Origin of the sequence: Rhodococcoides corynebacterioides (assembly GCF_019834675.1) — a bacterium.
Taxonomy (GTDB): Bacteria; Actinomycetota; Actinomycetes; order Mycobacteriales; family Mycobacteriaceae; genus Rhodococcoides; species Rhodococcoides corynebacterioides_A.
In genome coordinates this window covers 21,748-35,185 of sequence record NZ_JABUBU010000002.1, presented here as the reverse complement: position 1 = coordinate 35,185, position 13,438 = coordinate 21,748, and the positions used below count along the sequence as shown (strand labels likewise).

At 71.7% G+C, this 13,438-nt stretch carries 13 protein-coding genes and 1 riboswitch; of the genes, 2 read left to right on the top strand and 11 right to left on the bottom strand.

The window, feature by feature from the left end:
• Positions 1-6: 6 nt before the first annotated feature.
• The 11 genes from gcvP to HQ603_RS04530 all read right to left on the bottom strand — a co-directional run bounded on the left by gcvP (position 7) and on the right by HQ603_RS04530 (position 11,092).
• A complete protein-coding gene (gene gcvP / locus HQ603_RS04580) occupies positions 7-2,850 on the bottom strand; it encodes an aminomethyl-transferring glycine dehydrogenase (RefSeq protein WP_222683369.1) in 2,844 nt (947 codons plus the stop codon).
• Between the two features lie 165 nt (positions 2,851-3,015).
• Positions 3,016-3,130: riboswitch (glycine riboswitch) on the bottom strand.
• A gap of 25 nt (positions 3,131-3,155) precedes the next feature.
• Positions 3,156-3,773, bottom strand: a complete 618-nt coding sequence (locus tag HQ603_RS04575; RefSeq protein WP_371830963.1) for a MerR family transcriptional regulator — start codon at positions 3,771-3,773, stop codon at positions 3,156-3,158.
• Between the two features lie 206 nt (positions 3,774-3,979).
• A complete protein-coding gene (locus tag HQ603_RS04570) occupies positions 3,980-4,453 on the bottom strand; it encodes a bifunctional nuclease family protein (RefSeq protein WP_222683367.1) in 474 nt (157 codons plus the stop codon).
• A gap of 89 nt (positions 4,454-4,542) precedes the next feature.
• Positions 4,543-5,307 (bottom strand): transcriptional regulator FtsR, encoded by a 765-nt coding sequence (ftsR, locus tag HQ603_RS04565; protein WP_222683366.1) that lies wholly within the window; start codon positions 5,305-5,307, stop codon positions 4,543-4,545.
• Positions 5,304-5,798 (bottom strand): glycogen accumulation regulator GarA, encoded by a 495-nt coding sequence (garA, locus tag HQ603_RS04560; protein ID WP_222683364.1) that lies wholly within the window; start codon positions 5,796-5,798, stop codon positions 5,304-5,306. The genes ftsR and garA overlap by 4 nt, the downstream gene beginning before the upstream one ends.
• 233 nt (positions 5,799-6,031) lie before the next feature.
• Complete coding sequence (gene gcvH, locus HQ603_RS04555) at positions 6,032-6,436, bottom strand: glycine cleavage system protein GcvH (RefSeq protein WP_222683362.1); 405 nt, start codon at positions 6,434-6,436, stop codon at positions 6,032-6,034.
• A gap of 109 nt (positions 6,437-6,545) precedes the next feature.
• On the bottom strand, positions 6,546-7,187 hold the full coding sequence (locus HQ603_RS04550; protein WP_222683360.1) for a CDP-alcohol phosphatidyltransferase family protein: 642 nt from the start codon (positions 7,185-7,187) through the stop codon (positions 6,546-6,548).
• Between the two features lie 23 nt (positions 7,188-7,210).
• Positions 7,211-7,837, bottom strand: coding sequence for an NUDIX hydrolase (locus tag HQ603_RS04545; RefSeq protein ID WP_308126364.1), 627 nt, complete (start codon positions 7,835-7,837; stop codon positions 7,211-7,213).
• Between the two features lie 44 nt (positions 7,838-7,881).
• A complete protein-coding gene (locus HQ603_RS04540) occupies positions 7,882-9,180 on the bottom strand; it encodes a GAF domain-containing protein (RefSeq protein ID WP_222683701.1) in 1,299 nt (432 codons plus the stop codon).
• Positions 9,181-9,229: 49 nt separating this feature from the next.
• Positions 9,230-10,009 (bottom strand): acetoin reductase, encoded by a 780-nt coding sequence (locus tag HQ603_RS04535; protein ID WP_222683358.1) that lies wholly within the window; start codon positions 10,007-10,009, stop codon positions 9,230-9,232.
• A gap of 36 nt (positions 10,010-10,045) precedes the next feature.
• Complete coding sequence (locus tag HQ603_RS04530) at positions 10,046-11,092, bottom strand: 2,3-butanediol dehydrogenase (RefSeq protein ID WP_222683356.1); 1,047 nt, start codon at positions 11,090-11,092, stop codon at positions 10,046-10,048.
• Between the two features lie 134 nt (positions 11,093-11,226).
• Between HQ603_RS04530 and HQ603_RS04525 the strand changes: the two genes are divergently transcribed.
• On the top strand, positions 11,227-12,450 hold the full coding sequence (locus HQ603_RS04525; RefSeq protein ID WP_222683354.1) for a CaiB/BaiF CoA transferase family protein: 1,224 nt from the start codon (positions 11,227-11,229) through the stop codon (positions 12,448-12,450).
• Positions 12,447-13,424, top strand: coding sequence for a 2-hydroxyacid dehydrogenase (locus HQ603_RS04520; protein WP_222683353.1), 978 nt, complete (start codon positions 12,447-12,449; stop codon positions 13,422-13,424). Before HQ603_RS04525 ends, HQ603_RS04520 begins: the two co-directional genes overlap by 4 nt.
• The last annotated feature ends 14 nt before the right edge of the window (positions 13,425-13,438 follow it).

The window sequence follows — 13,438 nt, the reverse complement described above, 5'->3', positions numbered from 1 at the left end:
ACGCGGCTACTCCGCGAACGCCTCGAGCGGCGGGCACGAGCACACCAGGTTGCGGTCGCCGTGCGCCCCGTCGATGCGGCGCACGGCCGGCCACACCTTGGGCCGTCGGAGTCCGGCGGGGTAGACGGCCTCCTCACGGGTGTACGGGTGGGTCCACTCGGTCACCAGGCAGTGCGCCGTGTGCGGGGCGCCCCGCAGCGGGTTGTCCTCGACCGGCCATTCGCCGGACGCGACCCGATCGATCTCGCCGCGAATGGCGATCATGGCGTCGACGAACGCGTCGATCTCCTCGAGGTTCTCGCTCTCGGTCGGCTCGACCATGAGCGTGCCGGCCACCGGGAAACTCATCGTCGGGGCGTGGAAGCCGTAGTCGGCCAACCGCTTCGCGACGTCGTCGACCGTCACGCCGGTGCGCGCGGTGATGGGTCGCAGATCCAGGATGCACTCGTGGGCGACCATCGACTTGTCGCCGGTGTAGAGCACCGGGAAGTACTCGTCGAGCCGGCGGGCGATGTAGTTGGCCGACGCGATGGCCGTGAGCGTCGCACGACGCAGCCCGGTGGCCCCCATCATGCGGATGTAGGCCCACGTGATCGGCAGGATGGACGCGCTGCCGTAGGGCGCGGCCGACACGGCGCCGGTCTCGCCGAGCCCGTCGACGTGCGGGTGGCCGGGCAGGAACCGGGCGAGGTGCGAGCGCACCCCGATCGGGCCGACCCCCGGTCCGCCGCCGCCGTGGGGGATGCAGAAGGTCTTGTGCAGGTTCAGGTGGCTGACGTCGCCGCCGAAGCGTCCGGGCCGGGCCACGCCGACGAGGGCGTTGAGGTTGGCACCGTCCACGTAGACCTGGCCGCCGGCGTCGTGCACCGCGGCGCAGATGTCGGCGATCTCGTGCTCGTAGACCCCGTGGGTGGACGGGTAGGTGATCATGATGGCCGCGAGCGTGTCGGCGTGCTCGGCCACCTTGGTCCGCAGATCGTCGACGTCGACGTCGCCGTTGGGGCGGCAGGCGACGACGACGACCTTCATGCCGGCCATCACCGCGGACGCCGCGTTGGTGCCGTGCGCGCTGGACGGGATCAGGCAGATCGTGCGCCCCTCGTCACCGCGGTCGAGGTGGTAGTTCCGGATCGCGAGCAGACCCGCGTACTCCCCCTGGCTGCCGGCGTTGGGCTGCAGCGAGACGGCGTCGTAGCCCGTCACGGCCACCAGCCATTCCTCGAGGTCCCGCACCACGCGCAGCAGGCCGGGGGCGTCCTCGGCCGGCGCGAACGGGTGCACCTGCGAGAACCCGGGCCAGGTGATCGGCTCCATCTCGGCGGTGGCGTTGAGCTTCATCGTGCAGGATCCCAGCGGGATCATGCTGCGGTCGAGCGCGATGTCCTTGTCCGACAGCGAGCGCAGGTAGCGCAGCATCGCCGTCTCGGTGCGGTAGCAGACGAACGCCGGGTGCGTCAGGAACTCGGTGCGGCGCGCGAGCGCGTCGGGAATCGCCGGTTCCGACGGCTCGACCGCCTCGGCGGGTGCCCCGAAGGCGCGGAGGACGGCGGCGACGTGCTCGTCCGTCGACGCTTCGTCGGTCGCGATGCCGACGTGGTCGTCGTCGACGTGCCGCAGATTGATGCCGGCGTCACGCTTGGCGGCGGCCACCACCTCGGCAGCGCGTCCGGGGACGCGGGCGAGCACGGTGTCGAAGAACGACGCGTGAACCACGTCGACGTTCGCAGCGCGCAGTCCGGCGGCGAGCGAGGCGGCGTGTCCGGCGACGCGGCGCGCGATGGCGGTCAGGCCGTCGGCACCGTGGTAGCTCGCGTACATCGCGGCGACCACGGCGAGAAGGACCTGCGCCGTGCAGATGTTGCTGGTGGCCTTCTCGCGGCGGATGTGCTGCTCGCGGGTCTGCAGCGCGAGTCGGTAGGCGACGGAGCCGTCGGCGTCCTTGGAGACACCGACCAGGCGTCCGGGCAGCTGCCGGGCGTGCGACGCCCGCACGGCGAGGTACCCGGCGTGCGGTCCGCCGAAGCCCATCGGCACGCCGAAGCGCTGGGTGGTGCCGAAGCACGCATCCGCGCCCTGCTCCCCCGCCGGGGTGATCAGCGTGGCGGCGAGCAGGTCGACGCCGACCGCGACCAGTGCGCCGCGCTCGTGCGCGGCCGCGCACAGGTCGGTGACGTCGAGCAGCCGGCCCGACGCGCCGGGTGACTGGGTGATCACGCCGAAGCAGTCGCCCTCTGGCAGTCCGTCGGCCAGATCGGCGGCGACGACCTCGATGCCGAGCGGCTCGGCGCGCGTGTCGATCACGGCGCGCGTCTGGGGAAAGAGGTCGGTGTCGACGATCACCCGCGCGGACCTCGACTTGCCGGCGCGTCGCAGCAGTGTCATCGCCTCGGCGGCGGCGGTGCCCTCGTCGAGCATCGAGGAGTTGGCGATCTCCATGCCGGTGAGGTCGGCGACCATCGTCTGGAAGTTGAGCAGGGCTTCGAGGCGGCCCTGGCTGATCTCGGGCTGGTACGGGGTGTAGGCGGTGTACCAGGCCGGGTTCTCGAGGATGTTGCGGACGAGCACCGGGGGCGTGAGCGTCGCGCTGTAGCCGGTGCCGATCATGGACACGGCGACGGTGTTCGAGGCGGCGAGTGCGGCCAGTTCGGCCAGGGCCTCCTGCTCGGACACGGGCTCGGGCAGTGCCTCGAGCCCGTCCGCGACGCCGTTCGGGGCGTGGTCGAGGATGTCGGCGGGCACCGCGGCGGCGGCGAGTGCCTCGAGGCTGTCGACGCCGATCACGTCGAGCAGACGCGCGGTCTGCTCGGCATCGGGCCCGATGTGGCGGTCGACGAAGGTACGTGCGGTCACGGAATACTCCCGAGGGGCTCGCGGTGAGGTGCACGTCCTCCGCGCAGGGAAGGACGCCCCTCCCCCTCTGTCCTGTGCCCGTGACCACGGGCGCCTGAGAGATTCGGCGCGGGTGCGCCTTTCCCCGTGGGCGGGTGGGCTGTTCCACCGCTTTCCAGAGGCGTCGGAGCCCGCACGGTCCGGGGGCCTGAGAGATTGACGGAGAGGTGCTGCTCCTTCGGCGCTCGACTCGGCCACCGTGATCCGGTGTGCCGTGTCGAAGCTCTCCCGTGCGGCGTCGACGCACGGCCGAGTATAGGCCGGGTTCAGCCGGTCTTGCGGTTGGCGCGGTTCTTGCGGCGCGACGCGAGTTCGTCCTCGGGCGTCGGCTGCGCCTCGCCGCCGTCGGCCCGCTCCGCCGGGAAGTCTGCGATGGTGCCGGTCAGCTCGCGCATGGCGCCGCTGACGGCGATGCCGAACACGCCCTGTCCGCCCTGGAGCAGGTCCACCACTTCCTCGGCGGACGTGCACTCGTACACGGTGGTCCCGTCCGAGAACAGCGTGATGCGGGCCAGATCGGCGACACCGCGGCGACGGAGGTGATCCACGGCGACGCGGATGTTCTGCAGCGAGATGCCGGTGTCGAGCAACCGCTTGACGATCTTCAGGACCAGGATGTCCTTGAAGGAGTAGAGACGCTGGCTACCCGATCCGGCGGCGCCGCGGATGGAGGGAACCACCAGGCCGGTGCGGGCCCAGTAGTCGAGCTGGCGATAGGTGATGCCGGCGATCTGGCACGCGCTGGGAACTCGGTAGCCGACCAACTCGTCCGGCACGGAATCGTCGGGGAAGAGGCCGGGCTGCACCTCGTCCGCACCGACCGCACTGTCCGCACCGTGGACGGACTGCGGAGTCTGCTGCGGCTCCTGCGGCTGATCTGCCACGTTGTTCTCTCCCTCTCGGATGTGTCACTCGCGGTGAAACCGGCGATGAACTCCGTGACATCCGACAACTCGACCTCGTGGTCGAGACTACGCCTGTCGCGCCGACGGCACGTCCTTCATCGACCCGAACGCTAGAGATCGCCGGGAGGCTGCACAACGCGCCACGCGGAGAGTCTGAACCTCAAGTCGAGGGTGAGACTGGATCGTTACCCGTCCGTGGCCTTGAAGTCGTCCGGCGAGATGGTGTCGAGGAACTCCTTGAACTTCTCCACCTCGTCCTCCTTCTCGTCCGGCATGACCAGGCCGGCCTCGGCGAGCACGGACTCCTCCGCGTGGATGGGCACCCCGGCCCGCAACGCGATGGCGACGGAATCGGACGGGCGCGCGGACACGCGGACGTTCTGGTCGAACACGAGGTCCGCGTAGAACGTCCCGTCCTGCAGGTCCACGATCCGCACCTCGCGCAGCGTGCGACCGAGGGCGGTGACGATGTCCCCGATCAGATCGTGCGTGAGCGGCCGCGGGGGCTGCACCCCCTGCTGTTCCAACGCGATGGCCGTGGCCTCGGTCTGCCCGATCCAGATGGGCAGGTACCGCTCGCCGTCCTCCTCACGCAGGAGGAGAACCGGCTGGTTCTGGGGCTGCTCGACCCGAATTCCGATGACGCGCATCTCACTCATCGCGTTTGCCTCCCACCTGCTCGACACACCCGTTCGAGTGTAGTGACGCCCACCGACGTCCGTCGCGGCTCGGTGGGTACCGACGGACGTCAGTCCAGGACGCCGCGCACGGCGGCCTTGACCAGAGACGTGTGCAGGGTCAGCGACAACGCGGCCAACTCCCGCACCAGTTCCTCCGCACGGTCGCGCGCTCCGGCGTCCCGGCCGAGGGCCACCGGCCCGGCGACCTGCGCCAGCAGCGTGGCTTCGCGGTCGGCCGCGAGCTTGAACGCCCGCAGGTGCCGCACCTCGAGCCCGTACTGCGCCATGGCGGCCGCGGTGCGCACCAGCACCACCGCGTCCTCGTCGTAGAAACCGGCCGGACCCGGGGTCAGCAGACCCGCCTTCTGCAGGTCGAGCAGGAACGGCTCGTCGACCCCGGCGCGCTCGAGCAGGTCGGCGCGGCTCATGCGGACCCGGCGCTCGCCGAGGAACTCCGACGGGGACACCGCCGACACGGCCGACACGGTCGGCGCCAGCGCGAGAGCCCGCGGTCCGCGACGGGGCCCGCGGGTCGCCGACCCGTCGACCGGGTTCACGGTCGCACCCTCGTCGAGCGCGTCGAGCTGTTCCTTGATGACCTTGAGGGGGAGGTAGTGATCCCGCTGGGCGGTGAGCACGTACTTCAACCGCTCGCAGTCCTGGATCGAGAAACGGCGGTACCCCGACGCCGTCCGTTCCGGGGAGATCAGTCCCTCGGCCTCGAGGAACCTGATCTTCGAAATGGTGACGTCGGGGAAGTCCGGGCGGAGTCGATCGAGAACGGTCCCGATCGACATGCCGCCGCTGGAGGACTGCTGCCCGACTGCGGTCATCGACTGCCCGCGGACGCCTCGCCGGCCGCGCCGCTCGCCTGACCCCTCGGCCCGGTCAGGAACACGAGGCGGAACTTGCCGATCTGCACCTCGTCGCCGTTCGCGAGCACCGCGGAGTCGACCGGCTCACGGTTGACGTAGGTGCCGTTGAGGCTGCCGACGTCGACCACCTGGAAGTTGTCGTCGTCCTGACGGAACTCCGCGTGACGACGGCTGACGGTCACATCGTCGAGGAAGATGTCGCTGTCGGGATGGCGGCCGGCCGAGGTGGTCGGCTGGTCGAGCAGGAAGCGCGATCCGGCGTTGGGTCCGCGCTTGACGACGAGGAGGGCCGATCCGACGGGCAGCCCCTCCACGCCCGACACGGGGGCTTCGGACGACGTCCCCTGCGCGGCAGCGGAATCCATCTCGTTCAGGAAATCCGCGCGGAAGACCGACGTGGTCTCCGCGGGGGCCTCTCCGTACACGCCGTCGTTGCCGTTGTCGCTCACGTTTCTCCTCCTCGGTCCGGTCGGTCGGGACTGGGCCGACCGGCTCGGCACATTTCAGGTGGTGCTTCTGTCCGGCGGACTGCCGGGTGCTGCTGTCGGACACTCGGCCGTGGGGGCCCGCTCCCGACGGTCGCACGGCGACGTGTCGCCCGCGACCGACGTGAGGACTTTACCGACCGTACCTTGCGGACCGGGCCCCACGGGCACGCTTGCCCACCGGGTGGCGTCGGCCGTTATCCGGATGTGATGGACGCGTAGGCCTCGGCGTCCAGCATCCCCTCGAGCGCGTCGTCGAGGTCGGACTCCGACGCCACGGTCAGGTCCACCAGCCACCCGGCACCGTAGGGGTCGGAGTTGACCAGCTCGGGGTCACCGTCGAGGTCGCCGTTGACGGCGGCGACGGTGCCGCTGAGGGGTGCGTAGATGTCGGACACGCTCTTGGTGGACTCGACCTCGCCGAGGGACTCCCCCGACGTCACCGTGTCGCTCTCCGCGGGCAACTGCACGAACACCACGTCGCCGAGCTGCGACTGGGCGTAGTCGGTGACGCCGATGCGGACGGTGGTCGGTCCGGTGCGCTGCACCCATTCGTGTTCGGCCGTGTACCGCAGTTCGGCGGGAATGTCGGTCTGGCTCACGTGGTCTCGGTCCTTTCGGTCACCGTGCGGCGAGCGTGCGTCCCGGACGGGTCACCGCTGCCGCGCCGAGCGTAGGGGCGCACCCGACGGACCCGCAAGCACGGGTCGATCAGCGGGCCTCGCGGACGGGCAGGCGACGAACCGGGCCCAGCGCCAGACGCAGATACAGCGCCCCCGTCCACACGTACAACCCCGTGCCCCACACGAGCAGGGCGGCGGCGACCGGACGCAGGGCGTCGGTGACCGTCGTGTCCAGATGCGCGGCGAGCAGGAGCGGAAGGGCGACCATGACCACGAACGTCGCGGCCTTGCCCAGGTAGATCACCTCGGGCGGGCCGAGGCCTCGGCGCCGGTACAGCAGCAGGGCGGCCGCCAGGACGGCGTCGCGGCCCACCAGGACCACCGCGACCCACCACGGCACGATGCCCGCGATCGCGAATCCGGCCAGGGTCGCCACCACGTAGAGGCGGTCGACGAAGGGATCGAGCAGCGCGCCCAGCGCGGAGGACTGATCGAGGATCCGCGCGAGTTTGCCGTCGAGGAAGTCGGTGGCCCCACTCACCAGCAGGAGGACGAGGGCCCATCCGTAGGCGCGCTCGGCGAGCAGCAGCCACAGGAACACGGGCACACCGACCAGCCGAATCACGCTGAGCGCGTTGGGAACCGTGACGATGCGGTCCGCCAACACGGCCGCGATCGTGCCGGTGGGCCCCTCGGGCTCGGCGGGCTCGGCGGGCTCGGGTGCCGTCATCGCCCGAGCATGGCACACCCCCGTCAGCGCCAGGCGAACACGGGTTGCTCGAAGTCGGCGACGCGCGTGGCGCGCCCGTGCAGGACCACCTCGCGGAACTGGTGGACGACGGCACCGGTCGGGGCGTGGATGCGCGTGGTGCGGAAGGGCCACTGCACCACCGGGCGGGGCGATTCGGGGATCGCGACGAACTGCGCGTCGACGTCGATCTCGGCCGCGCTGACGCGGTAGATCACCTCCACCTCGTCGGGGTTGGGGCGCAGCGGCCCGTCCGCATCCGCGATCCAGACGACGAACGGGGTGATGACGTAGCCCGATCGCGTGGCGTAGTCGTCGAGCCGGCCGAGAAGGCACTCGGGTCCGACCCGGATCCCGACTTCCTCGTCGAGTTCGCGGAGCACCGCCTCCGCCGCGCTCTCCCCGTCGTCGAGGCGGCCCCCGGGCAACGCGAACTGGCCGGGGTGGGCGCGCATCCGGGTGGGTCGCCGGGTGAGGACGAGTTCCCGCGCGCCCGGCGCGCCCGCCACCGCCAGGGCGACCGCGGCGCGCCGATGCCCCCCGGTCGTCAGCGGACGCGCGTCGAACGCCGCGAGACGGGCGACGATCGCGTCGCGTTCGAGTCGGGTGTCGGGCACCGGTCCGTCGGTCACCCGGTCATTCGATCACGGGGTGGGTCGGTCACGGGGTGGGTCGATCACTGGGTTATCCGGAACGGTCGCACGCCCGGTGCGGAGGACTGCGGCAGGAGCCGGGCGCGGTCGTCGGGCAGCACGAGTTCGACGACGGCCGCGGGGTCGATGCGGTAGGGCTGCGTCAGCACCACCCCCGCGAACGCCTTGCGCAGACGCGACATCTCGGCCCGCACGGTGATGGCCCGACCGTGGTCCCCGAACAGGTCCGCCGCGAGCTCTGCGGCGGTGCGGCCGTCGCGGTGGACGGCGAGCAGGAACAGGATCTCCGCGTGCCGCGGCGTCGCCTCGTGACTCCACCGCCCGAACCGGCTCTGCACCTCCACCAGCGTGCGCGCGGTGTCGGAGACGTCGATCCGCAGAGTGGTCGGCACGCTCTCGCCTCCCACCACGGTGTCGGCGGGATCCGCCGGGCGCACCATCCATCCACCGGGCAGCGGCTCGACGTCGCACACGCCGAGGGACGGCACCCAGAGCTGCCCCGCGGCGACGTCGGTCGGCAGCATCACCCGGGAGCGCACCGGCACCGACGCGACGGCGGCGACCCACCCGTGTCCGTCGACGGCCAGCGCCGGTCGGTCGCACCGCGCGAGCATGGGCGCGGCCACCGACCGCAGGGTGTCGAGGGAGAGCCGGTGCTTCTCCCGCAGCTGCGCTTCCGCCAGGCGCGACACGGCGTCGATCAACGCCAGGGTGGTCGGGTGTACCGACGACGCCGGACCGCTGACGTCGACCAGCCCGATCACCCGGCCGGTGCGGGGATCCTGGATGGGCGAGCTGGCGCAGGTCCACGCGTGGTGGGACCGGACGTAGTGCTCGGCCGAGAAGATCTGCACGGCCGAGCGCGACACCAACGCCGTCCCGATCGCGTTGGTCCCGACGCTGTCCTCGGCCCAGTCCGCGCCCTCGACGAAGCCGAGGCGGTCGGCCCGGTCCAGCACCGCGGGCGCACCGCTGCGCCAGAGGACCCGGCCCCTACTGTCGGCCACCACCAACAGGTTCTCGGAGTCCTGCAGGACGGACCGCAGACTCCCCGTGAGGTCGGGCAGGATCTCCTCGAGGCCCGATTCCCGGCGCAGTCGCTCGAGCTCGCCGGCTCCGAGCGCGTCCGCCGGCCCGGCGTGGTCGGGGTCCACGCCGAGACCCTGCACCCGCCGCCACGAGTCGCCGATGACCTCGCGGGGCCGCGCCGGGGCGCGGCGACCCGACATCGTGGCGTCGTAGACCTCGGTGAGCAGACGCGCGTAGAGGCGCGGATCCTCGCCGGCGGAGACAGCGGGTTCGGGGTCGGCGGTCGGAGACATCGTCATCTATTGTGCTCCGTATCACACGGCGCGGCCACCTCGGGGTGGGTCACCGATAGACCAGCCCGCCGTCGATCAGACCCGACTGGCCCGTCATGTACGCGGCATCGGGGCCCGCGAGGAACGAGACGTACCCGGCGACGTCCTCGGGCGTTTCCGCGCGGCCGAGCGCGATACCGCCGACGAACTTCTCGTAGGTCGCGCCCCTCGGTGCGCCGGTCAGGTCGGCGAACCGCTGGTCGATCTCCACCCACATGTCGGTGCCGACGACGCCGGGGCAGTAGGCGTTGACGGTGATGCCCGCGGAGGCGTACTCCTTCGCCGCGGCCTGCGTGAGCCCGCGCACCGCGAACTTCGTGGCGCTGTAGACGCCGAGCATCTCGAACCCGTCGTGTCCCGCGATCGACGAGGCGTTGACGATCCGGCCCCGCACCCCCCGGGCGAGGAAGGACGCCGCGGCCGCCTGGATTCCCCACAGCACACCGTCCACGTTGACCCGCCAGATGCGGGCGACCTGGTCCTCGGTCGTCTCGGACAGCGGGCCGACCAGGGCGATGCCCGCATTGTTGACCATGACGTCGAGGCCGCCGAGTTCGGCGACGGTGCGATCGACCGCGTCGTGCACCTGTCCGCGATCCCCGACGTCCGCCGTCACGGTGACGGCCCGGCGGCCGAGGGCACGCACCTCGGCGGCCACCGCGTCCAGCGTGTCCGCGTGGACGTCGAGCACCGCCACGTCGGCGCCGTCGCGGGCCAGCCGCAGGGCGATGGCCCGTCCGATGCCGCGGCCCGCGCCGGTGACCAGGGCGACCTGTCCGTCGATGCTCATGTGTTCTCCTTCGTTCGGGGGTGGGGTCGGGTGTGCTCAGCGGGTGGGGTCGACGAGCACCTTGGTCTTGCGACCGGCGTGCAGGGCGTCGAAACCCTCGGTCACGACGTCCTCGAGCGCGATGTGCTCGACCCATCCCGTGGTGTCGTAGGTCCCGGCGTCCATGAGGGCGATCACCGCCTCGTAGTCGGCCGCGGTGTAGCAGAGGGACCCCTGGATCCGGGACTCGTTCATGACCAGGTTCAGCAGCGGGGTCTCGAGGGGCGTCTCGTAGATGGCGACGCTGACCATCGGTCGGCGCGAGCCGACACACGCCAGGGCGGTCTCGACCGCGGGGCGCACCCCCGCGGCGTCGTACACCGCGTCGGCGCCGCGGCCGTCCGTGGTGTCCGCGACGAAGGCCGGGACGTCGACGTCGGTGGGGTCGAGAGTCCGCGCACCCAGGGCGGCGACGGCGGCGCGCCGGTCCGCGGACGGCTCGACCACGTACACGTTCTCGAGGCCCTTGCCCCGCAGCGCGAACCAGAGTCCGATCCCGATCGGCCCGGCCCCGAACACCAGGGCCGTGCCGTCGGCGGGCGGCTCGCCGAGCGTGGCCGCGTGATAGGCGACGGACATCGGCTCGACCAGAGCGCCGAGTTCGAGCGACACCGAGTCCGGCAGGCGGTGGAGCATGTGCACCGGCACCACCGTGCGCTCGGCCATTCCGCCGTCGGACATCAACCCGTGGAACCCGATCCGCTGGCACACGTTGTAGTTGCCGGCGCGGCAGGGCGGGCAGTGTCCGCAGCGGTGGATCGGCTCGACCGCCACCCGGTCCCCCACCGCCCACCCGTCCACGCCGGACCCGACGGCGGCGACGGTTCCCGAGAACTCGTGGCCCATCGTCAGCGGCGCCTGCCGGCCCGTCAGCGGGTGCGGCGAGGTGGGCACGAAGATCGGGCCGGCGTAGTACTCGTGGAGATCCGTTCCGCAGATGCCGTTGAACGCGACGTCGACGGCCACCTCCCCCGGTCCCGGCTCGGGAGTGGCCACGTCCTCGATCTCGACCCGGTGGGGTCCGTGGTAGACGGCTGCGCGCATCGTGGGGTCCGTTCGGTCGGGGGTCGGTGTCGGCTTCTGAGTCGGTGTCGGCTTCTGGGTCGGTACGAGCCCCGATGCTGCTGTGGCGCAGGCCACTCGCAGAAGAGTTGCACGCGGTTGCATAGGCTTCGGCCGTGGCCGACGACCTCCCGCTCCCCCTGGCCGGCATCCGCGTTCTCGAGCTGGGGAACTACATCGCCGCGCCGACCGCCGCCCGGCTGCTGGCCGATTTCGGCGCCGAGGTGATCAAGGTCGAGCGGCCGCACACGGGCGACGAACTGCGGAACTGGCGGCTGTACGCCGGGACCACCTCGATGCTGTTCCGCACCCTCAACCGCGGCAAGAAGTCGGTGGTGATCAACCTGCGGACCGACGCGGGACGCCGCGACGTCCTCGACCTCGTCGCGGTGTGCGACGTGGTGCTCGAGAACTTCCGCCCCGGCACCCTCGAGCGGTGGGGGCTCGGCCCGGAGGAGATGAACGCGGTCAACCCCGAGGTCGTCCTCGCCCGCATCTCCGCGTTCGGCCAGACCGGCCCCCTGGCGTCGCGGCCGGGCTTCGCGGCCGTCGCCGAAGCCCACGGCGGACTGCGCGAGCTGGTGGGCGACCCCGACCGCCCGCCGTCGCGCACCGGGGTGTCGATCGGCGATTCCATCGCCGGTCTGTACGCCGCGTTCGGTGCGGTGACCGCGTTGCTGCAGCGCGAGCGCACGCGCCCGGGTGCGGTGCCGCTCCGGGCGCGCAGCATCGACGTCGCGCTGAACGAGGCCGTGCTGTCAATGATGGAGTCGTTGATTCCCGACTACCTCGCGTACGGCGTCGAACGTCGTCGCACCGGTGGGCGGACCGAGGGCATCGCCCCGTCCAACGCCTACGTCTGCGCCGACGGCCTGTCCGTCGTCGTCGCCGGGAACAGCGACGCCATCTTCGGTCGCTACATGCGCCTGATCGGGCGCACCGATCTCGCCGACGACGCGAACCTGGCCACCAACGCGGGTCGATGGGCGCGACGGGACGAGATCGACGACGCCATCGGAGCGTGGGCGGCCGAGCGCACCCGCGACGAGGCGCTACGCCTGCTCGACGAGGCCGAGGTGCCGGCCGGCCCCATCCACACCGCGCGCGACATCTGCGCGGACGAGCAGTACGCGGCCCGCCACATGATTCAGCACTTCGAGGTGGACACCGGCGCGCCGGAACCGGCGACGGTCGGCTTCCCCGGCATCGTTCCCGTCCTCGGCGAGCGCTCGCTGCCCGTCCGGTCGATCGGACCGGACCTCGGCGCTCACACCGACGAGGTCTACCGCGACCTGCTCGGTCGCCCCGCCCCCACCCCCGATCGGAACGGACAGCCATGACCGACCACCGCATCCTCGTCACCTCCGAGATCCCCGAGCCCGGCCCGACGATCCTGCGGGAGTACGGCAACGTCACCTTCTGCGACGAGCCGATCGACGCCGACGCGCTGCGCACCGCCGTCACCGACGGCAGTCACGGCGTGGTGCTCGCGCAGCTGCGCGACCGCTTCGACGCCGACCTGCTGAGCCGGGCCACCCTCGCCGGCATCTCGAACTACGCGGTGGGCTTCGACAACATCGACGTCGACGCGGCGCAGCGCCACGGCATCGTCGTCGGCAACACCCCGGGCGTGCTCACCGACTCCACCGCCGACATCGCGGTCCTGCTCATGCTGGCGACGGCGCGACGCGCGGTCGAGGCCGATCGAGTGGTGCGCACCGGCGGGTTCCAGGGCTGGCAGCCGAATCTGATGCTGGGCACCGACGTCTCGGGACGGACGCTGGGGCTCGCCGGTTTCGGTCGCATCGCCAAGGCCACCGCCCGGCGCGCGCTCGGGTTCGGCATGACCGTCCTGTTCTGCCCGCGTCCGCCGTCGGATCGCGACGTCGCCGACCACGAGCTGGGCGACCTCGTCGGCCGGGTCACGCACGTCGACTGGCCGACCCTCGTGCGGGAGAGCGACTTCCTCTCGCTGCACGTGCCCCTCACCGACGACACCCGCCACCTCGTCGACGCGGACGTCCTCGCCGCGATGCGCGACGACGCGATCCTGATCAACACCGCTCGCGGACCCGTCGTCGACGAGACGGCGCTGGTCGAGGCGTTGCGCGACGGCGTGATCGCCGCGGCGGGACTGGACGTCTTCGAACGCGAACCGGAGCTCGCGCCGGGACTGGCGGATCTGCCGAACACGGTGCTGCTCCCCCACGTCGGCAGCGCGACGGTGTCGGTGCGATCGGAGATGGCGCGGCTGTCGGCGCTGAACGCCGTCGCCATCGCCCGCGGTGAGGAGCCGCCGCACCGCGTGGTCTAGCGCTGCAACCCCGT